At 41.4% G+C, this 20,026-nt stretch carries 21 protein-coding genes and 2 pseudogenes; 6 read left to right on the forward strand and 17 right to left on the reverse strand.

Features of this window, described 5'->3' with window-relative positions; all coding sequences use genetic code 11:
- Positions 1-189: 189 nt before the first annotated feature.
- The 5 genes from ACYQ03_RS12895 to ACYQ03_RS12915 form a co-directional block, all read right to left on the reverse strand.
- Positions 190-366, reverse strand: a complete 177-nt coding sequence (locus tag ACYQ03_RS12895) for a hypothetical protein (RefSeq protein WP_459910336.1) — start codon at positions 364-366, stop codon at positions 190-192.
- A 36-nt stretch (positions 367-402) separates the two neighbouring features.
- Positions 403-1,017 (reverse strand): SHOCT domain-containing protein, encoded by a 615-nt coding sequence (locus tag ACYQ03_RS12900; protein ID WP_459910337.1) that lies wholly within the window; start codon positions 1,015-1,017, stop codon positions 403-405.
- 8 nt (positions 1,018-1,025) lie between these two features.
- Positions 1,026-1,580 (reverse strand): LemA family protein, encoded by a 555-nt coding sequence (locus tag ACYQ03_RS12905; protein WP_459910338.1) that lies wholly within the window; start codon positions 1,578-1,580, stop codon positions 1,026-1,028.
- A gap of 215 nt (positions 1,581-1,795) precedes the next feature.
- The gene (locus tag ACYQ03_RS12910) at positions 1,796-2,074 is read right to left on the reverse strand and encodes a hypothetical protein (protein ID WP_459910339.1); all 279 of its coding nucleotides are present in this window, start codon (positions 2,072-2,074) and stop codon (positions 1,796-1,798) included.
- 33 nt (positions 2,075-2,107) lie between these two features.
- Positions 2,108-3,331 carry a hypothetical protein gene (locus ACYQ03_RS12915; protein ID WP_459910340.1) on the reverse strand — a complete coding sequence of 408 codons (1,224 nt, stop codon included), beginning with the start codon at positions 3,329-3,331 and terminating at the stop codon, positions 2,108-2,110.
- Positions 3,332-3,505: 174 nt separating this feature from the next.
- Between ACYQ03_RS12915 and ACYQ03_RS12920 the strand changes: the two genes are divergently transcribed.
- The 4 genes from ACYQ03_RS12920 to arsB all read left to right on the forward strand — a co-directional run bounded on the left by ACYQ03_RS12920 (position 3,506) and on the right by arsB (position 7,483).
- The gene (locus tag ACYQ03_RS12920; protein ID WP_459910341.1) at positions 3,506-4,237 is read left to right on the forward strand and encodes a LytR/AlgR family response regulator transcription factor; all 732 of its coding nucleotides are present in this window, start codon (positions 3,506-3,508) and stop codon (positions 4,235-4,237) included.
- Between the two features lie 5 nt (positions 4,238-4,242).
- Positions 4,243-5,514, forward strand: coding sequence for a sensor histidine kinase (locus ACYQ03_RS12925; protein WP_459910342.1), 1,272 nt, complete (start codon positions 4,243-4,245; stop codon positions 5,512-5,514).
- A 528-nt stretch (positions 5,515-6,042) separates the two neighbouring features.
- Positions 6,043-6,414 carry an ArsR/SmtB family transcription factor gene (locus tag ACYQ03_RS12930; RefSeq protein WP_459910343.1) on the forward strand — a complete coding sequence of 124 codons (372 nt, stop codon included), beginning with the start codon at positions 6,043-6,045 and terminating at the stop codon, positions 6,412-6,414.
- Positions 6,415-6,430: 16 nt separating this feature from the next.
- Positions 6,431-7,483, forward strand: coding sequence for an ACR3 family arsenite efflux transporter (gene arsB, locus ACYQ03_RS12935; protein WP_459910344.1), 1,053 nt, complete (start codon positions 6,431-6,433; stop codon positions 7,481-7,483).
- A 33-nt stretch (positions 7,484-7,516) separates the two neighbouring features.
- On the opposite strand, the pseudogene ACYQ03_RS12940 reads toward arsB, so the two are convergent.
- A pseudogene (locus tag ACYQ03_RS12940) lies at positions 7,517-7,585 on the reverse strand ((2Fe-2S)-binding protein); the annotation flags it as partial.
- Positions 7,586-7,740: 155 nt separating this feature from the next.
- Between ACYQ03_RS12940 and ACYQ03_RS12945 the strand changes: the two are divergent.
- The gene (locus ACYQ03_RS12945; RefSeq protein ID WP_459910813.1) at positions 7,741-8,748 is read left to right on the forward strand and encodes a permease; all 1,008 of its coding nucleotides are present in this window, start codon (positions 7,741-7,743) and stop codon (positions 8,746-8,748) included.
- 94 nt (positions 8,749-8,842) lie between these two features.
- On the opposite strand, the gene ACYQ03_RS12950 is transcribed toward ACYQ03_RS12945, so the two are convergent.
- From ACYQ03_RS12950 to ACYQ03_RS13000, 11 genes and pseudogenes are all read right to left on the reverse strand, one after another.
- Complete coding sequence (locus ACYQ03_RS12950; protein ID WP_459910345.1) at positions 8,843-9,610, reverse strand: DUF7973 family transport facilitator; 768 nt, start codon at positions 9,608-9,610, stop codon at positions 8,843-8,845.
- A 675-nt stretch (positions 9,611-10,285) separates the two neighbouring features.
- Positions 10,286-10,906 carry a UvrD-helicase domain-containing protein gene (locus ACYQ03_RS12955; RefSeq protein WP_459910346.1) on the reverse strand — a complete coding sequence of 207 codons (621 nt, stop codon included), beginning with the start codon at positions 10,904-10,906 and terminating at the stop codon, positions 10,286-10,288.
- On the reverse strand, positions 10,885-11,484 hold the full coding sequence (locus ACYQ03_RS12960; RefSeq protein WP_459910347.1) for a glycosyltransferase family protein: 600 nt from the start codon (positions 11,482-11,484) through the stop codon (positions 10,885-10,887). The genes ACYQ03_RS12955 and ACYQ03_RS12960 overlap by 22 nt, the downstream gene beginning before the upstream one ends.
- A 551-nt stretch (positions 11,485-12,035) precedes the next feature.
- A complete protein-coding gene (locus ACYQ03_RS12965) occupies positions 12,036-12,446 on the reverse strand; it encodes a hypothetical protein (protein ID WP_459910348.1) in 411 nt (136 codons plus the stop codon).
- A gap of 58 nt (positions 12,447-12,504) precedes the next feature.
- Positions 12,505-13,824 (reverse strand): NAD-dependent protein deacylase, encoded by a 1,320-nt coding sequence (locus tag ACYQ03_RS12970; protein WP_459910349.1) that lies wholly within the window; start codon positions 13,822-13,824, stop codon positions 12,505-12,507.
- Between the two features lie 3 nt (positions 13,825-13,827).
- Positions 13,828-14,034 carry a 5'-nucleotidase gene (locus ACYQ03_RS12975; RefSeq protein WP_459910350.1) on the reverse strand — a complete coding sequence of 69 codons (207 nt, stop codon included), beginning with the start codon at positions 14,032-14,034 and terminating at the stop codon, positions 13,828-13,830.
- A 63-nt stretch (positions 14,035-14,097) separates the two neighbouring features.
- Positions 14,098-15,201, reverse strand: a complete 1,104-nt coding sequence (locus ACYQ03_RS12980; RefSeq protein ID WP_459910351.1) for an ankyrin repeat domain-containing protein — start codon at positions 15,199-15,201, stop codon at positions 14,098-14,100.
- A 105-nt stretch (positions 15,202-15,306) separates the two neighbouring features.
- Complete coding sequence (locus ACYQ03_RS12985; protein WP_459910352.1) at positions 15,307-15,504, reverse strand: hypothetical protein; 198 nt, start codon at positions 15,502-15,504, stop codon at positions 15,307-15,309.
- Between the two features lie 318 nt (positions 15,505-15,822).
- Positions 15,823-16,581 (reverse strand): hypothetical protein, encoded by a 759-nt coding sequence (locus ACYQ03_RS12990; RefSeq protein ID WP_459910353.1) that lies wholly within the window; start codon positions 16,579-16,581, stop codon positions 15,823-15,825.
- 46 nt (positions 16,582-16,627) lie between these two features.
- The gene (locus tag ACYQ03_RS12995) at positions 16,628-17,647 is read right to left on the reverse strand and encodes a helix-turn-helix transcriptional regulator (RefSeq protein WP_459910354.1); all 1,020 of its coding nucleotides are present in this window, start codon (positions 17,645-17,647) and stop codon (positions 16,628-16,630) included.
- Between the two features lie 214 nt (positions 17,648-17,861).
- Positions 17,862-18,132 (reverse strand): annotated as a pseudogene (locus ACYQ03_RS13000) (transposase); the annotation flags it as partial.
- Between the two features lie 552 nt (positions 18,133-18,684).
- Between ACYQ03_RS13000 and ACYQ03_RS13005 the strand changes: the two are divergent.
- Entirely contained in the window at positions 18,685-19,950 is a 1,266-nt protein-coding gene (locus ACYQ03_RS13005; protein WP_459910355.1) for an HYR domain-containing protein, read from the forward strand.
- The last annotated feature ends 76 nt before the right edge of the window (positions 19,951-20,026 follow it).

The raw sequence follows: 20,026 nt of genomic DNA on the forward strand, positions 1-20,026 counted from the left end.
AGGTGGATAAATATTCTAACACCTGTTCCTGTAATTACTGCGCCGGTGATAGCGTCCTTATTCTCGCTGGTCACCTGCGTGCTGCCTACCACACGTTATAGCTGGTGACAGTGACTACCACCATTACCGAAACCGGCAGCATAGTCAATACCATACACAGCACAAGAAACATATTTAGCAATCGTTTGTTCATAGAGTCTGTTCTTCCTTAAATAAAGTTGGTTTTCCTTGTTCCAGAAGTGTCTGTAACCTTTGGGTTTCTTCTTTGGTGGCAGAGCGAATATGGTTTTTCTCACAGGAGGGGCATTCCTCTACCTCTCCTGCCCGGTAGAACAGAAAGCCGCAGTCCTCGCAGGCGTAAGTCATGCAGTCCCCTTCTTTCCACAGATATAGCGTTTTTCTTCAAATTCCAAGCAGTTGCCTTTTCTTTGCGTCAAACTCCTGCTGAGAAATGATTCCTTCTTCCATAAGTGTTTTGTATTTTTTGATTTCCTCGATGGCATCGGCGGGAGGTGCAGTGGTTGTATGTACCGCCTGTGCCCCCACTGCACCAAGACCAATGGACTGCTCCGGTGCTTCCAGAAAGGCCACCGTCTTGAATGCAGCCACCAGCTTTTCAAGTTCCTCAATGCTGCGCTGATACGAGCGGATGTAGTCGTTCACATCCGGGCGGTTATTATCAAATCGGGGGCCGTCCGTATCATGAATACCGCATTTTCTTGCCTTTTCCTCAAAGCTCCAGTCAATGTTCCAATCCGGCACGGTATCGTAGATACCGTTTTGGTCAGAGACCGTAAGCTCGCTGATGGTCAGATAATCGGGCGCATTCATGGGGATATAGCTTTCTGTTACTTCCTCAAAGCGCCCTTCCCAGTTCTGGGTGATGTGCATGGAGCCGTCCTCGTAAAGGACAGCCTGAATATCCATGGTATGCACCTGATTCGCTGCAAAAGCGGGGAGAGGGAGGGCAAATAGCAGGACAAAGCACAGAATTAGGCCGCTCACTCTTTTACGCATAAAGCACCTCATTTCATGCTTGGCATATCCGCCTTGGCCGCCTGCTCCTCCAGATAGTCTCTTTGCCTAAAGCCTAACATCCCGGCAATAAAGGAGACCGGGAACATTCGGATTTCACGGTTGAGCTTCGTCACGCTGTCGTTGTAAATCAGGCGGCTGGTGCGCACCATGTTTTCAAAGGTTTGCACCGCGTCCATGGCTTTGATATAAGTTTGGTTTGCCTTTAATTCGGGGTATTGCTCCGTCACCATGGCAATCCTGCCCAAGGCTTCGGAAATAATCCCTTCTTGGCGCAGCACATCATCCGGTGTGGATTTTGCCGTAATTACACTTCTTCTTGATTTGATTGTTTCAATCAGCGTTTCGCTTTCGTGCTTGGCATAGCCCTTTGTCAAATCCAAAAGAGCCGTCAGGGCATCAAAACGACTCGAAAGCTGCACCCCGATCTGACTCATGGCATTGCTGATATTCTCATCCAGCACTACCAGTTTGCGCTGCGTAGAAATTATCCATAGAACAATGACCGCAACAATTGCGGCAATTGCGATGAAGGTTGGCAGCATATTCGTTTCCTCCTTGTTTATTTTTTAATGGACAGACAGATCACAATTTTGTCTGTCCATTTTGCAGCATGTATACCCGGCAGGTAAAGGGAGCTCTTGCCCCGCCGCTGGTACAAAGGGTATTACTTTAATGAGATGCTCTTAATAATAGGTCAGATGAGACTCAAGGAAGGTGTTTGCCCCTGTGTCATGGTTTTGCGCCGCTTTGATAATGACTATGATGCTGATCCCGTATAGGCCACGCCGGGCTGGATGACTGCCTGACCTGCCACGTTGTCCCAATACATATTGAACTGTGATGCTGTGCCGGAGAGTTTTTGTGCAAACTCACGCAACTGGAGGTAATTGGTATCACCGGCAATCAGTCGGGCGTCTGAAAATGCAAGGATCTTGCCATTCAGCTTGAACTTCGTGCTGCTCTGCCTAACATTCGTTGTCTTTTGGAGCTTGGTTTCGGTAACCGCACCGCTGTATGACTTTCCGGGCTCAATCACGACATACTGTCCGTCCCAGCCCACGTCGAATTGTTAAGCGGTGCCGTTTAACATTGCAGCGATTGCGCGAAGCTGCAAGTAATTGGTGCTATTTATGGTGTACGCCGCTGTCACGGATACGGGCTTGCTGTTCATAACAAAACTCGTCTTGCTTGGCGTGGCGGTGACTGTGGGCGCGGCTGGTGTGACCGGCACCGGGGTAGGTTTCGTTGAGAATTGCACGTTCGGGATTTGGTCTTCTCTTAAAACGGTAAACGTCCACTCGGCATGACTGGGGGCGTTCATGTTCGTTTCTGTCCACAGGATAACGGGGGTTCCGATGTCGCTTTTTTCATTTGAGGCGTTCATTACCAGCTTAGTGGCAGCGGGAGGTCGCAGGCTACACCGTTCGTAGCTTGAGTTTAAGCCAGCGGTGTTTTCATTGTAGGCGTTCCAAAGATACGGACTGCTCACAGCCTTTACCCGTGTTCCGTCCGTTATGGGATCGGCGATGCCCAGATATCTTCCGTCCTTCATTCTGGCGGTTATTTGATTGTTTCCCTTGTTTTCCACGTAGAATTCCCTTGTTCCCTCTGTGGACGGGTTCCAACGATTCAATTCCGCATTGCCCGAGGCATCTATGTTTAGCGTGCGCTGGTTGTTGCCGTTGAACACTTCCAGACAGTACCAACCGGTGGCAGGTGCTTTTGCGATGCCTGCGGAGGGGTTGCCTGCGGGGATAAACCGGAACTCGCTATGTTCAGGCCCGTCAGGGACAGGGTGGCTCGGACAAACCCATTTGTCTATATGGTTCCATAAAATAATCGCGGTTCCATCCGTCTTTTTTTGACCGGAGGCGTTCAATAACATATCTTGATTATCAACTGGGCGTAGGCTGCAAATATCCTTGCTGGGTTTATTTTCGCCGCAAAGCCGCCAGCTCAGCAAAGGGTTATCCGGGTCATTTGCCAACACCTTTACCCGAGCACCGTTCGATATGCTGGATATGCCCAAACGCTTGCCGTCCACCGTCTCCAAAGCATATGCGTTACCACGCCCGCGCAGAAGCCACTTTGTGTTTCCTTCCGGGGTGTTGGTTTTGTCGCGCAGTTCCGCGTTGCCGTTTGCGTCAAGGTTGAGATAGTTGCCCATGCACCGAAGATAGTACCAGCCGTTTTTCGGTGTGGGGTTGTTGGGATGGGATGCATATGCAGTCATCGGCAGCATGGTCAGAGCCATGCAAAAGGTGAGCAGTATGCCCATAAATCGTTTTTTCAAAATGTTGTTCCTCCTTTAGAAATTTTGTTTCACAGACTCAAGCTATCAGAAATTCCCCCGAAAAAACCGTCCGCTGCATGAAACATGATTTTTTCGACATGAAACATGGTGTTGGATATTCGATTTTTATGGTAAATTTATCATGGAGAAATAGAATAATAAAGAAATGGAGGGATGCTTGTGCTGCAGATTGCGGTCTGTGATGACAATATTGACGAGCTATCCAATATGGTACAGCTTATAGACCTGTACCGAACTTCTAATCATCTAAACTGCGAATACGCCGTCTTTCCAAACGGATTTGATTTGGTTTCGGCCTTAGAAAAAGGAAAGCGGTTTGATATATACTGTCTGGATATCATTATGCCGGGCTTTATGGGCATTGATGTCGCAAAGGAAATCCGTGTTTTTGACAAAACCGCGCCGATTTTGTTCTTTACCTCATCACCTGAGTTTGCTTTGGAAAGCTATTCGGTGAAAGCAATTAACTATGTATTAAAGCCTATATCGAAGGAGAAATTATTCTTCACCTTTGACGAAATGCTGGAGCAGATAAAAGTGGAAAGAAATGAGGATGCGATTATCGTAAAGAGTAATGAAGGAATTCAAAAAATACTGATCTCCAATTTGGTTTTTGCCGAGGTCATCGGCAGAAATGTGTTGTATCACCTGCGCTCCGGTAAGGTAATCGAATGCACAGAACCCTTTTCCTCCGTCTGCGATAATCTGCTGAACTATGGGCGTTTCATCAAAACCCACCGCTCCTACATTGTGAATATGCAGTATGTGGATACCATTGAAAATCATCGGGTGACTTTACAGACCCTTTCGTCTGTTCCTGTTGCACAGGGCAAGGCACGGGAGATCAAACAGCAGTATCTGGCTTATCAAATGGAGGGAGAATAAGTGAAATGATAGAAACTCTCATTGAATTCTCTCGTTATTGGTTTGCCCTGTTATTCGGTGCGGCGGTTGCGGTCAGTTTCGCTGGAATGGTGCGTACACGGAAAAATTATCTGGCTTTCGGATGCTTTACCGTCGTTTTATTTATTGTGCAACTAGTCTGCTTGCGAATTTGGGGCATGGACATGACTATAAAAATATATCCGCTGCTTTCCCATTTGCCGGTTGCTATTTTTATCATCGTGTACTTAAAGCGCCCGTGGCTGATTTCAGTAACCAGCGTGTTTGTCTCCTTCTTGTGCTGCCAGCCTCCCCGTTGGATCGGCAGTGTCGCAGGCGCCGCTTTTGACAGTGCTTCCATAAACCATGTCAGCTATATTGCGGCTGTGTTTCTGATGTACTATTTCCTGCAAAAATATGTGGTGAAATCTGTTCGGCATCTGATGGAACGCTCCGTTAAATCCTGCCTGCTGTTTGGCGCCATGCCGGCTTTTTACTATCTGTTCGACTATACCGCCACTGTTTACACCGATTTTATGTATAGTGGAACACGCGCGGCTGTACAGTTCATGCCCTTCGTGACATCGGCATTCTATTTTGTGTTTGTCCTCCTTTACTATGCCGAAACGCAAAAACAGGCAAGTATCCAAAGAGAGCGGGATATGCTGGATACGCAGTTCCGGCAGGCACAAACAGAATTTGCTTCTCTGCGGCAGATGCAGCAGAATGCCGTGGCCTATCGGCACGATATGCGCCACCATTTCGCTCTTTTACAGGGTCTGGCATCCGAGGAACGCATAGAGGAGATCAAAGAGTATCTACGGACTGCCCAGTCCGACATGGACGCCATCACTCCCATGCGTTTTTGCGAAAATGAAACCGTCAATCTGATTTTGTCCGCTTTCGCCTCCAAAGCAAAACAATCGGAAATCCTATTGACGGTAGAAGCGAAGCTGCCTGACTCGCTTCAGTTTAGCGACACCGAGCTTTGTTCACTATTGTCAAATGCTTTGGAAAACTCCATACATGCCTGTGAAAATATAGCCGACAGCAATGAACGCTATATCAAGCTGCGTGTGTATTCCAAGAATAATAAGCTGTGCATTGACATCCGCAACAGCTATCAGACAGAACCGATATTCCATCAGGGCATTCCTGTATCAAAAGAACAGGGGCATGGTTTTGGCACAAAAAGCATGGCTCATATCGTGGAAAAGCATGGCGGTGTATGCCAGTTTTCGGTCAAGGATGGCTGGTTTATATTTCAGGCCACTACATAAAAGACTTTTTTTCATTGTTTCTCTGCCCTGGCGATAGCCCTGATAGAGCTTTTTGAATTAATGGTAAATTATGTATTATTTATATCTATAGCCGTTAATACTATTAGCAGCACACTACTTCGTCCGCATACGACCGACCAAATTGGATGTGTAGGGTTGAAGGTTTCAAAAATACCCGGGCGTTGTCCGATATTTTTGCAAAATCAGGTTTATGCAGAGGGTTCAAGTCCCTCCTTCGACACCACTTGAAATGAAGCGTGGGACATTGTCCCACGCTTTATGTTTTCTTGGAGAAAATTCAGGTAGAACACAACTTCCACGTTACCCTGGGAATCTAACGACATTCTCCTTATATAGGTTTTAGTGGTACTTACTATTCAATATTTATAGAAACCAGTCTCAAAAAGCAATGAAGGTTATGTAAAGTTATGGTTAAAAAAGTTAATGTATTCTAAGTTGATTATATCATTAACTTGTAATATAATGAGTTATCATATTCATAAATTTAAATATATATGGTGGTGAGATATGGAAAAGTTAGTCAATCTTTATAAGGCTTTGGGGGATGCCCATCGGCTGAACATTCTTCAAATGCTGTCGGGACAGGAATTGAGTGTTTGCGAAATCATGCAAGGCCTCAGCCTCTCCCAGCCAGCGGTGTCGCACCATTTAAAAATTTTACGTCAAGCGGACTTAATAGAAAACACCAAACACGGCAAACTAGTGCTGTACACTCTGAAAACCTGTGGCTTGCAACAGATTTATCCACTGGTGGATCAGCATTTAGGAGAATTACTGCAAGCTACGACCTCTGACATCAAACCTTCGGCCTTACGAGAGACCCCTAATTATTGTGACCTGATGGGTCAGAAAAAATCTGTCTGTGAAGAAGATTACTAAGGAGGATTATGACAACATGGCAGAAAAAAGACTATCTACCCTAGACCGATTTTTAACCCTGTGGATTTTTCTGGCGATGGCCATTGGGGTGGGTCTGGGTTATGTGTTTCCCGGCATTGCCGACTGGTTAAACAGTATGTCCATTGGCACCACTTCCATTCCTATTGCTGTTGGCCTTATTGTGATGATGTACCCACCCCTAGCCAAAGTAAAATATGAAGAAATGGGTAAAGCCTTTAAAAATGGTAAAGTTATGGGGCTTTCACTGGTACAAAACTGGATTATTGGCCCTACCCTAATGTTTGTCCTAGCCATTGCCTTCCTGCGGGATTATCCTGATTATATGATTGGACTTATTCTAATTGGTCTAGCCCGCTGCATTGCAATGGTCATTGTTTGGAACGATTTAGCCAAAGGGGATAATGAGTACGCTGCTGCATTGGTGGCGGTAAACTCCATTTTCCAAATGGTCTTTTACTCCATCTACGCTTATTTCTTTATCACCCTGGTGCCTGGCTGGCTGGGTATGGAAGCCATTGAAGTGCATGTTTCGATGGCCGAGGTGGCCAAAAGTGTACTAATTTACCTGGGCATTCCCTTTGCCGGTGGTATGTTAACCAGGGCGTTACTAGTTCCCCGCAAGGGAAAAGAGTGGTATGAGAAAGAATTCATTCCCCGTATTAGCCCGCTGGCCCTGATTGCCCTGCTATTCACCATCGTGATTATGTTCTCCTTAAAGGGTAAATATATTGTGGAACTGCCGATGGATGTGGTACGGATTTCGATTCCGCTCTTAATTTACTTTAGCATCATGTTCTTCCTGTCCTTCTTCATGAGCAAGCACAGCGGAGTCAACTACGGCCAAAGCACCACCCTGGCCTTCACCGCTGCCAGCAACAACTTTGAGCTAGCCATTGCGGTGGCTGTGGCCATCTTCGGCATCGAGTCCGGTGCGGCCTTTGCAGCAGTCATTGGACCCCTGATTGAAGTGCCTGTGATGATTGCTCTGGTAAATGTAGCTTTGGGCTTTAAGAAAAAATACTTTACTGCCAGTGGCGCGGTAAAATAACACCTCCTTAAAATAGCAACCCGGAAAAGAACTTTACTTTGTTCTCTTCCGGGTTTTCATTTCAATCGCCCTAGCAATCACCGATTGCATCGCAGGCTTGCATCAATTGAATATTTATCCTTGCCCCTTGTAATATTCCCACAGAGACGCAGCATACTTCCCGTTGGCAGAGTCTGGAATATAATTGAAGGATGAGAATCAATCTCTGGGCTTTCGGATCACAACAGCCCATATGCTGTTACACCTCCTAGTATATAATTGCAGGGGCTATCTCAGTCTTTGTCTCACAGGCATCGGTCCTCAAGTATTTTGGGGCCGGAGCCAATAAAATTTTGTCCTATGGCGTAGCCTCGGTTTCTGGTACGGTGTTAGCCGTTTGCTCTTGCACCGTGCTACCGCTCTTTGCAGGCATATACACCCGTGGTGCTGGTATTGGTCCGGCCACAGCCTTTCTTTACTCTGGCCCAGCCATAAACATCTTAGCAATTATTCTAAGCGCCAGAGTTTTAGGTGCCGATATCGGCATAGCCCGGGCAGTGGGCGCAGTGATATTTTCCATCATCATCGGCTTACTTATGCATCTCATTTTTCTTAAGGAAGAACGAGAAAAGGTGGCCGCAGCTCTCACCTTACCACCCCCGCCGGAAGATAAGCGATCCCTGGGGCAATATGCCATATACTTTGCTTTAATGGTCTTCATTCTAATTTTTGCCGCTTGGGGAAAGCCGCCGGAGCCAGTGGGCTTTTTCAATGCTGTTTATGAGATACACTGGTATTTGACCATCTTTTTCCTCATCCTACTAGCGATCTTGTTAAAACTTTGGTTCGATCGCAGTGAAATTACCGGTTGGCTCGATTCCACCTGGGACTTTGCTAAGAAAATCTTCCCCTTGCTACTAGGTGGTGTACTGGTGGCTGGCTTTTTAATGGGTCGCCCTGGTCTGGATGCCGGAATTATCCCCGGGCAGTATGTAGCTCAATTGGTGGGTGGCAACTCCCTGGGCGCTAATCTACTGGCTTCGGTCTTTGGTGCCTTTATGTACTTTGCTACCCTGACGGAAGTTCCCATCCTACAAGGGCTTTTAGGTAGCGGTATGGGCAAAGGCCCCGCCCTCTCCCTACTCCTGGCTGGTCCTGCCTTAAGCCTACCCAGCATGATTGTCATTCACAAAATTATGGGCACTAAAAAGACAGCGGTTTATGTAACGCTAGTGGTCATCATGTCCACTCTAGCAGGTATGATTTTTGGTACATTCTGGGGCTAACAATTTGTCATTGTCACCAACGTATTGCCCTATAACGAAGAAATGAAGGAGCTTTTTAATCTACTAGGATGATTGACCCATATTGCTCCTCTTATTAAAGCAATAAAACCGCAACAGCTGTCAATAGAGCGATAGTCGCAGCAGGTGGATCAATGTGGGTAGTACCTTCATTCAAGGTTTTACCAAAAAAATCTCCTAGTAAGGCTCCTAGTATACCAAATAGCCCCCCAATCCATATATTACCAACAGCTGCTGCAGCAACCGCAGCTGGTAATACAATATGGTGAGTTACAGGACCCGTACCCATAAATTGCACAAGAATAAGGGAAACTGCTGCAAGCCCAAAACCAATTACTGTATTTTTAAAAACAACAGCTGCATAAGCAGATATTAGCCCTGCACCTAGCCCTAACAAGATTAAAGTAAAAGCCGTTTTGCTGTCTGGTAATTTGTAACTGCTTATTATTTTCTTATTGCCAAAAATCAAAGCTGCAGCAACTTGTTGTATAACAACGGTTAATGCAACAGTATCTGTTGGTGTATTAATATTATTTAAAAAGCTTGCAATTATATAACCTAGAGCGCCAAATATTCCGCCTACAAGTAAAACAGCTCCATCGTTTAGCTTAATTAAAGGAGTTATGATATCTTTACCTGATTCTAAGCCTCGTTTAGCAGCAAAAGCCGAAGCACAGACAGCACCGGAAAAAGCCACATGGGGACCTATAAATGGCCCAAATGCCAGATCATTCAGTCCCGCAATAACAAAAAAACCAGCAAATATGAATGCAGCTAAGGCACCTACTGCGGTTCCAAACATACCTCCACCAAAAGCTACCGCAATATTAATTAATGTTAACATACAATTCTCCCCTCGTCATATATTTGGAATCCTAATATGAACGGTAATATAAACCGTTATATTTTTATATCAAGTGTGCTCTTTGAGTGAGACACCCCTTACTGGAATGAGTAGTGTTTACTACGTTATCTATATAGCTCGTGTTGAGTTCGGCTACATTATTTTTTGTTTATGTAAGTTGTTCATTTTGAAAGGTAAACAGCAAAATGTAACTTAGAGTGAAATCCTCTTGATGGACACTCGGTTAAAATATAAAATATGTCTTTCAAAGGGGGGTGTTGGATAAAGTAAAAGTTTATTACTAACCCAATGTCTAATTTAGCGAGGGAAGACTATTAATATTAAAAAGCAGAATATAGTTATTAAGGCATCATTCAGAGATAATGCCTATCTAGAAAAGAGTTTCATAGTTATTTTCATCAATCCAAAGCCAACAATGAACGCAGCCAGTATCTCCACATGGTAACTTATGTCCCTTTCTAATAGTCAGTAGTAGGGTTAAAGTGCTTTCTAAATTAAAGATGGGATCCTCACAAACTAATTTTAGCATTCCACACTCATCTACTTTTATACGTCACAACAAATTATGCGTCATAGCATGGTACTTTAAAATTAATTAACTTATCTTTTCAAGTTGGAGTTTGGAGACGTCTATTTTTGTCTTTTTATTGAATCTTAGACCCAAATTGTTGTATTGGCATGGGAAATTACCTTTGCGGAAGCCAGGGAAATAAATAGAAGCAACTGTAGCTGGAAAAATCCATGGCTACAAGTTGCTTCCTTGGTCAAGCAAATAAAAAATACCCGGCTGCTTCTGTATGGTGATTGTCTTAATACCATAGGCGTTCGATAAATCGCCTGCTTAGGGTCACCCACCATAAATAACGAGCCTTGTCTGGTCATCAGTTTGCGCCAATCCTTCTCGGTAGTGTCAGCACCTGCCAAATAGAGCATTATTTCCACCTGAATGGGGTCAGTATCTTGAAACTCATCCACTAGAAGGTGACTAAAGCGTTTCTGGAAATATTGCCGCACCTCGGCATTATCCCTCAGCAAGGCTGCAGCCAGCATTAGCAAATCCTGAAAGTTGAGCCAGGAGGACTCCCGCTTCCGCTGGTTATAGATTTCCACCGCAGGTAGCACAAAGTTTATTAGGTGTTCGTGCCTGTATTCACCCCAAGCCTTAAGGGTCGGTACGATACAATTTTCCCTAAAGGCTTTATACCTTTCCTTGGCTGTTAGAGCGTTTTCTTTAGTTGGCCAACGATTTTGAGTTACGTCATCCTCTTTATCCATCTTCTCAAGCAGCCTGAGAAAAGTAATATCATCATTACTAAGGAGGCATGATAACAGCTTAGGGCATCATCTCCGACAGGTGGCGGTGACTGATCTACACTGTAGAGCCAAGGTAGACGCTCTACATCTGAAAGAGGGGTTACACTTACATGAGTAGTTTTAGTATCAGAGATATCTAAAGTATTAATAAGCCCAGGGTCAAAGCCATATATAATATCCGTCTCCAAATACAGCAGCTTATCCTGGGACATTAGTGTTACAAGCCGTTGCTCCAGGGGATTAAGTCTAATAAAGGTGGGCAATAGGTAGACAGAGTCACCAGCGGGAATTTTATGTCCAGCAAGGAGGCTAACAGCAAGCTGCAGTAAACCGGGGCAATCTAAGTAGTTATTTTTCCCCAGATAGCTTTCATAAGTTCTAAGAAGCAGCAGCATATCTGCTTCCTTCTCCGGGCAAACAAAGGCTCCGGCAGGAATACTGCTGCTGGTTATGGCCATCTGCCCCAGGTCTTTGAAAATATCCTCCATAATGGAGGCGACCAAGGAGCCGTTTACCAGAGTGATATTGTTAGCGGCCATATGGACCCCTGCAACCCGCTGTGCCAAACCATTAATGGTTTCGATATACAGATTAACCCCCCCGCCGAACCTGGCCAAATCTTCACATAAACTATGTCCATGAGAATAGGATGGTACGATGAGTTATTTTTCCTGCAAAAGGTAGTTCTCACAGGCCTTTTTAACTGATAGTAGTAATTTGTTCAGGATAATTCACCCCCGTATTTAACGTTATCTTTCTTTAAAATCTACACCATATGGCTGACAGCAATGTGTAAGAGTTTGAAAATAATGTATCTATTTTTGGATAAGTTTTATATGTCTTGTGATATTTCCTACAAATCAAAGTTCATTGTTAAAAAAACAAGACCGCCTCTTGGGCGGATAGACGAGTATTTATTACATACCAAGGAGTAAATTAAATTCCTATATAAATGAGTAAAAGATTGCATTTAATTGACTATTATCACCTTTGGATGTGCGACACGGTTTAAGAGAAAGCCTCCTGGCCCCAAAACGTTGAGCAGGGGGATGTGGGTTGGGGTTGATGTACCAAAGGGGAATGGCAGCTATTAGGCCCACCCCAAAGTTAAACCCCAAATCTGGCCTATTACCTGTTGAATTTTTTGTAATTCCGCTTGCTTATGGCTATTAACAAAATTAATATATTCGATATTACTTCCAAGTATCTTAGGTTCATTCCTGGGATTGTTTTCTAAGTAATCTTTTTTAATTCTTATTTTCGTACCCATTGGTACAATCACTGTTGCTTTCTTTTCCCTTAGAAAAACCTCCCACTTATAATCTGTTCTAAGGTATGCATTTTTAAAGATTGCTTTCTGCCAGTTGTTATTAAGAAAAATCTCAACTTGACTGTTAAATATAATTTCATAATAGCATTGATTCTCTTCATTTAAGAAAACATGATATTCACAAGTTTTACCCATATATTTATACAAGTTCTTTTCTTGATGTAGGTTCATATTTACACCTCATTATCAATTCAATTTCATCAAATTAGAACTAAAGAAAAAGAATCTTTTAATCACGGAGAAAAGATTTTACTTGTTTAACTGTTTTTCCGATTTCTTCTTTAATAACTAAATCAAAAAGGGAATCGAACTGAGTTTCTTCTTTATTAATCATTACTGTGTTTATACCATGCTCTTTGGCTAGGCAAGGTAATTTGTTAGCAGGAGAAACTTCTAATGATGTCCCAGCAACAATTAATAAATCTGTATATTTTTTAACCTCTTCCACAGCCTCTTCGAAATTATTTACAAGATCACCAAATAATACCATATCCGGACGAAGAATAGCTTGGCAAAATTTATTACCTACTTTATTTATGCATCTAGGTACATCTTCTTGTATTACTGTATCCAAGTCATATTGTTTTTGGCAAACGGGACAAACTACCTTATTTATATTTCCGTGCAACTCAATAATTTTGGAATTTCCGGCCTTTGTATGTAATCCGTCAACATTCTGAGTAATAATTAATATTTCTTTCCCTTGTTGCTCTAACTCAGCAAAAAACTGATGCCCCACATTGGGCTCAAAATAACGAATGGATTCAAGTAGTGTATTATTACTTTTAATTGGTAGAAAGTCATCCAATACCAAATACAATAATTCTTTAAAGGAGTTCCAAAAATCTTCTTGACTAGTTGTTAATTGATAATTGGTCTTTTGACTTAATAAAAGTTTATCCCTCATCCAAATACTTTCCTTACTAGATCTGAAATCTGGGATTAAGGACTCTGTACTCATTCCAGCCCCACTCAAAACCACAATTTTTTTAGCCTTTTTTATATAATCGCTTAATTTCTTGTAATTTATTATTTGCTCATTATTTTCTTCCATGACCTTTACTTTTTTTGTATCTACTATTTCTCTTTTTCTCATAACATTACTAAACCTGGATAACCTGGCAGCTTTGATTCTCTTTGGTATATTTTGTATTAGACATTTAGAATAAACAGTATGAGGTTGGTCTTGTTCTGTTAGTACTGAAATTGCCCATTGAGGGTCATCAAGTGAAGCCAAACCATTCTTTGTTGTCAACATACGTATTGTTAAAATCCCCCTCTGTTCTCCGTCAGCAATGATGTTGGTACTACCATGTTCTTTGATTAATCTCCAGGCTTCTCTAAAAGAGTAGCCGATTGTTTGGCTAGTTGCCAAATCTTTAAGCATTAATCCCACTATTTCGTGCATTTCAGATGTATGCCAAACAGCAAGAGTATTTATTAATTCATACCGGTTTTTTGTCGTTGTGTCAGCTACTGCACTCAATTCTTTCGGACCTTTTCCAATGTCCCAATCTTCTATTTTGCCACCTTTATGAGATTCAACCAAAATTTATATCACCTTCCTGTCAACACCATATGGTACGTGCCCTGTTGGAACAATTCCACATGCCCTTTCACAATGAGTTCTTTGATCATCAAAAAAGATATGTGGTTTGAATCTTTCAAGTATGGGAGAATTATCGAGCCCGCTTAGGAAATTGAATAGTGCCCTAGAGGATATAGCCACCACCAGTTTATTGTCTAGAGAAGGCCTCATTATTTCGCACCTCCATATGAACACCAATTTTTAATACTACTTTTAAGACCTTGCCCAAATAGATTACAAATATAGCCTCCTAATTTTTGATTTGTCAATTTTACCTCCACTTTGTTTCAAGAGCATAACAATATCCTGATACTCCTCTCGTTTTGCATAGTACATCGCTGTATGACCATCTATATCCATTGCATTAACATTAGCCCTGTTATCAATTAAAACTCTCATAATATTACAGAAACCGTTTTCAGCGGCAGTTAATAACGCTGTAATATTATGAGTTCCTCGCATATTAACATCGGCACCAGCTTTTAATAAAAGATTAACAATTTCCAAATTACCAACACCCGCGGCAACATTAAGTGGAAAACTTCCGTCGGTAAAGCGTGTATTCACGTCTGCACCAGATTTTATTAGTAGTTTAGTTACTTCATGATAGCCATGTATAATAGGCAAGATTAAAAGTTGACTACTACCGTTAATATCTGCCCCATTCTCAAGCAGAAACTTAACTGCTTCTAGTTGGCCATCACCTGCTGCAGAAGTAAGCGCACTTACCCCAGCTTTGCTATGGTAATTTATCTCTGCACCTGCCTCAAGTAATAAACTAATAGCCTCGATATTACTAGACTTTGCTGCATAACAAAGGGCTGTATTGCCACCCAATAAGTCCTCTTGATAAATATTTGCACCTGCCTGTAACAACATTGTCATCATATCTAATCGTCCCTTTGAAGCAGCAGTCATGAGGGCTGTTATGCCATTAACATTTGGTATATTTACATCTGCGCCAGCCTCGATGAGTAGAGTCGTTGTATCTATATCACCTTTGTAAACACTTAGATAAATGAAAGATTGTTTTATTCCGTTATTACTTATAAATAAATCATTCGGGTTTACCCCCGAGTTAAGTAATACTTTAACTACACTGGCGTGACAATTATATACTGCTTTGTAAAGTGACTTCCTTCCTAATTCATTTTCCAACACATTTATACCTGAAGGAAGAAAGGCTTGAACCACTTCAGCATGACTCTTTTCTGCTGCAGTAATTAAAGTTTCTTGTCTTTTAACACATACAGTTGTCTTCCTCAGTTCAGCAATTGTTTCCAATAATTTCTGGTTTCCAAATGGTGTTTTTTGATTAGTTGAATTGCCTTCCTGCAAACCGGTACCTCCTTTCAAAAACATACTATATTAGAGGTGATAATTAAGAATCATTTACCCGCAGACAACTAACGTTTTTCTAAGCTTAAAAATTTCTGGTCTACACTAGTCCCGAAAAGGTTTCCACTCACCACAGGAGGAACTCCCCCACATTACCATACTACGAAAACTGCCATCAGGACCGTTACAAATACCTTCTGATTCAATTACTTCAAAACTGCAGGCCCAGGAATCTATTTTCCTTTTTCCACACCAGTATCTACAAGATGCACAAACCTGCATTTCTCGACTCCATGTTCCCATTGATACTTCCTCCCTTAATTTAAATTTCTCTAAAAGGGATACAGGACATGGCACACAACTGTAACACCTTATATAATTTTCAAAGATCATTTTTCTTAATTATAAAAATCACCACCGACAACAATATGTGGGTGGTGAAAAATTAATTTTAAAAAAGTTTTAAATGATTACTATTTTGCTAAAAGTTTGCATAAAGGGTTTTTGACTAACAAGAAAGCCCTCCAGAATCATTCTGAAAGACTAATATAAATAGAATAAATCCTCCTATCAAGCGCTTTTTATTATTAACTATAGATTAGTATCAACTAATGAATTAAATTAACCTAAACCCGTAATTATTTCACCTATTTTGTCCTGGTCTATCTTATTTCCAGGATACCCTCTCATAAAATTAACAGTACCTATAAATATTTTCCCCCTAAACTTACCAACGTAAACACTTAGTGTCCCAGAAGACCACTGTTCTTCAATTTTCATTAAATTAATCCCACTTTTAATGGTTGCCTCCACTATAGGTTTCCTTAACAAAAAAACATATTTTACTTGTGTATCAAGTAGAGGCTCAAGGATATACTCCCTGAAAATTTCACTCGTGTTTCTTAATTTTCCAAACTTATCAGAATGCCAAGCATATAGCTCCATATTAACGATATCATCTTTTCCAAGCTTACAATCAAGAACGCTTTCAAAGTATTTTACTCTTGGTTCCATAAATTTTGTTCCTGCATTATCGTTCTCGAAATCCATATAGATAAACTTTTTTGCCCAATCATCATAAACATTCTTATTGCCCTTAATTATCTCAGCATGAAGACTCTTTGCTACCTCACCCTCCGTCCAATGTTGAAAATCAATAATTGGACCAGGGTTTATGTTGATGTGAGCAATTTTCGCTGTTGAAAAATTTCCTATGTAAGGTTCTGGCATATATTCATCTAATCGTCTCGTTTCATCGTTTTTAGAAGAATAACTATGATAATAACTATTTAAGAAAGAATCTTCTGGTACATATTTTCCTTGGGTTAAAGCTTGATAATAATAGTTTCTCCATAATTCTAAGTACTTTAATAATTTCAAATTACACCCTCCCCTTATCCTCTCTCTACTTTTATACTACAATTTTCTAATCATATAGTTTTATAATATCCTTGCAAAACTTACAAATCTCTTCTCTTAAGGATTTCGGTTCTAGAATCTCAACGGTTTTTCCCCACTGGATAATCCAAGTTTTTAGTTCATCAAGCCCACATACCCTCATTGAAATTAGAACTGACCCATCCGGCAATTCATCTAGAATTTGTGAAGAATGATAAATATAATTCTTAACTCTAAATGACATAGAAGGGTGGAATTTTAACTTAACATCATATATTTGATTATCATTAATAACACCCCAACTATTAGCCATATATTCATTTAAATCAAAATCCTTTGGATACTGGAATTTGCACATTGATAAAGGAAAAATATTTTGTATCTGGTCAACCCTAAAAACCCGTAGCTTATTTCTTAGTAAGCAAAAGGCAATTAAGTACCAATTTTGCCTTTTACAAACTAACCCGTAGGGTTCAACTTCCCTTTCTGTTACCCCTTGTCTGTATGCGCCGAAATATGAAATCTTTAACCGATAACATTTCTTTAGAGCGGGAATTATTTTAGCGAAGATATCCCCTACTTTGTCTGGCTCAGTTAAAGCTTCTTCTACCATGTAAATTCGTTTCTGTAATGTTTCTATACCCTGTTCTTCCAGAGTAAATCTATTTTTAAACAACGAAGTAACTAGAATATCTTTAATCTCATTAATGTAACCAGTAAGGGCTGACCCCTTTTGCTGGAGTAAACTTAAAAAAATCACCGTAGCCTTTTCAGGACTTATACTTGGTAAGTGAACTTTATCAAAATAGTAATGGCTAACCCAATGTCTTTTGATTTTAACCTTCTTAATAAGAAGGGAATATCCCATCTTCTCACCAATAGTGTTTAAATCCCTATGGATTTGTGAATCCGAAACACCAAATTTGTTCATAAGTTCTTTTATTGTTACCCCACCGTAAGGGGTCTGTTTATTAATATAATCAACAATGAAGTTAAGCCTAAAGTTTTTTGTCACAACTTCGTCCGAATAATCTTCTACTCCAGACACCTCCCATTATCTACTGAATGTTCTCATTTTTCGACAATGATTTGGGATTACCTCTATTTTCCTCCTCAATATTACCAGCAGATCTAGTAGGAAGATAACTAATATAATCTCCAATGCTCTTTTTTACCACTATGCCCAGGCGTCGTAATTCTACTAAATTCCTTCTTCTTTTTAGTTTCTTACATTGCCTGAGGGTTTTTGAGCTTTTTAGGATCAATTGGTGGATAACACATAACTGTATCCTAGTTCTTGGAAAAACAGTGTTAATAGCATCACTAAAGCCTGAAAGTCCCTCTTTATAGGCTATTAGAATGTCCATTCTGCAATCATTGGCAGGATTTTATCAGTAACTTTGCTAACCATTGTTGCAGAGACTTTCACGCCATAGATATCTCTCATGTGATCTTCAATATTCCGAATGGACGTGCCTTTAGCATACATGGCAAATCTTCTAATTCATTAGCCGTTTTTTCATACTTTTTGATAGAAAAATATTTATATTATCATTGTTATCTATCATTCTATCCCTTCCTTATCTTTTTTAAAAAAATGATACTTTTTCTGTGACCTCGCTAATTTACGGGTTTTTTATTTCTATTTTCATTTCAGACCAAGTCCCGCCTTCGACACCAGAGCAAAAGCCTTTGTGGGAAACCACAAAGGCTTTTTTATTTGACACAGGTGACAAGAACTTTAGTTTCTAACTTATATATTTACTGAATTTAACTCTTCCTACCCCAGGGCATACTCCCATGGTTTTGACAAATCTTCGCCAGAATAGGGATTCTGGTGAAAATATCTTAGAAGCTCAAAAAGATACTATCGTTTGGGACTGGGATATGCCCAAAAAAATCAACTCCTACCTAATTAAACCGATAAAAGTTCACCACAATTCAAAAGTTAATTTGTTTAGTGCCTGACACCTTCTCCCACTCATTCTCTAGCAGACCTCAACCGTGACCTTAAGAATCTCGTAGCAATTTGCCACAATTTGCATAATATAAATTGCCAGAAAATTCTAAGTGGGAGGAATACCAATGATGAACAAGTTCCTTTCAAGTTGTGTTACGGTTAAATCTAGTGTTGTTCCAATATGTAGGAATATCCCTGTTATTACTAACCCATGTCAAATCTTAACCTGTCCGCAAAACATTACAGTGCCAAATGATCCGGGGCAATGTGGGGCAACCGTTAACTATCCCAATCCTACTGTACCCGACAACTGCCCTGGTGTTACAATTACCTGCACTCCGCCATCCGGTTCCTTCTTCCCGGTGGGTACTACCAACGTTATCTGCACTGCCGTTGATGCCGCTGGTAATATAGCCACATGCACCTTTTCCATTACAGTTCAAGATGTCGAACCACCACAAATAACCTGTCCTGCAGATCGGATACTAATTACTACTCAATGCGAAGATATTGTTGGATATCCTGATCCTATAGTATTTGATAACTGCCCTGGTGTCACATTCTCCTGCAGCCCACCCTCCGGTTCTACCTTTCCTTTAGGCACAACCACTGTCACCTGCACCGCTACAGATGTAGCTGGCAATTTGGCTTCATGCACCTTTGCCGTTACGGTCAGAGAAACCTTACCTCCAGTAATAGCCTGTCCTCAAGACATAATAGTTCCCAATGACCCCGGTCTATGTGGAGCAAACGTTTTGTATCCCAATCCTCTGATATTTGAAAACTGTCCTGGTGTTACTTTTGCCTGTAGTCCACCTTCCGGCTCTTTCTTCCCTGTGGGAACCAACGCCGTCACCTGCATTGCTACCGATGCATCTGACAATACATCCTCATGTAGCTTTGCAATTACCGTCATAGATACCGAACCACCGAAAATAACCTGTCCAGACATAACAGTTCCCAGTGACTTTAATGCATGTGGAGCAATCGTTGAATACATCCCTATTTTATCTGATAACTGCGGTTTTGTATCATTTACTTGCGATCCGCCTTCTGGAGAATTCTTCGATGTGGGAACTACAACTGTCACTTGCATTGCTAACGACTTAGCAGGCAATATAGCCTCCTGCACCTTTACAATCACAGTCCAGGATATCGTACCACCACAAATAAGCTGTCCTGAAGACATTACAGTTTTCAGTGATACACCAACAACCGTCGATTATCCGAATCCTTTTGTATTGGATAACTGTGGTTTCTCTTTTTCCTGCACCCCACCGCCCGGGTCCATTTTCCCATTAGGGACTACCATAGTCACCTGTACAGCTACCGATGATTCTGGCAATATATCCTCCTGTACCTTTGCAATCACAGTCGAAAACGAGTTGTAACATCCTATTTCACCAAAATTAAATCATTATTTGACATAATAGTGCACCTCCGCACGGAGATATATAGTTTATATTA

This window comes from Desulfotomaculum defluvii (assembly GCF_054657375.1).

Excerpts from the sequence above, each read along its gene's own strand:
- ACYQ03_RS12905 (WP_459910338.1), bottom strand. The coding sequence starts at position 1,580 with ATGCTGCCAACCTTCATCGCAATTGCCGCAATTGTTGCGGTCATTGTT.
- arsB (WP_459910344.1), top strand. The coding sequence starts at position 6,431 with ATGGCAGAAAAAAGACTATCTACCCTAGACCGATTTTTAACCCTGTGG.
- ACYQ03_RS13005 (WP_459910355.1), top strand. The coding sequence starts at position 18,685 with ATGATGAACAAGTTCCTTTCAAGTTGTGTTACGGTTAAATCTAGTGTT.
- ACYQ03_RS12985 (WP_459910352.1), bottom strand. The coding sequence starts at position 15,504 with ATGGGAACATGGAGTCGAGAAATGCAGGTTTGTGCATCTTGTAGATAC.
- ACYQ03_RS12920 (WP_459910341.1), top strand. The coding sequence starts at position 3,506 with ATGCTTGTGCTGCAGATTGCGGTCTGTGATGACAATATTGACGAGCTA.
- ACYQ03_RS12955 (WP_459910346.1), bottom strand. The coding sequence starts at position 10,906 with ATGGATAAAGAGGATGACGTAACTCAAAATCGTTGGCCAACTAAAGAA.
- ACYQ03_RS12965 (WP_459910348.1), bottom strand. The coding sequence starts at position 12,446 with ATGAACCTACATCAAGAAAAGAACTTGTATAAATATATGGGTAAAACT.
- ACYQ03_RS12925 (WP_459910342.1), top strand. The coding sequence starts at position 4,243 with ATGATAGAAACTCTCATTGAATTCTCTCGTTATTGGTTTGCCCTGTTA.
- ACYQ03_RS12930 (WP_459910343.1), top strand. The coding sequence starts at position 6,043 with ATGGAAAAGTTAGTCAATCTTTATAAGGCTTTGGGGGATGCCCATCGG.
- ACYQ03_RS12900 (WP_459910337.1), bottom strand. The coding sequence starts at position 1,017 with ATGCGTAAAAGAGTGAGCGGCCTAATTCTGTGCTTTGTCCTGCTATTT.
- ACYQ03_RS12950 (WP_459910345.1), bottom strand. The coding sequence starts at position 9,610 with ATGTTAACATTAATTAATATTGCGGTAGCTTTTGGTGGAGGTATGTTT.
- ACYQ03_RS12975 (WP_459910350.1), bottom strand. The coding sequence starts at position 14,034 with ATGAGGCCTTCTCTAGACAATAAACTGGTGGTGGCTATATCCTCTAGG.
- ACYQ03_RS12960 (WP_459910347.1), bottom strand. The coding sequence starts at position 11,484 with ATGGCCGCTAACAATATCACTCTGGTAAACGGCTCCTTGGTCGCCTCC.
- ACYQ03_RS12895 (WP_459910336.1), bottom strand. The coding sequence starts at position 366 with ATGACTTACGCCTGCGAGGACTGCGGCTTTCTGTTCTACCGGGCAGGA.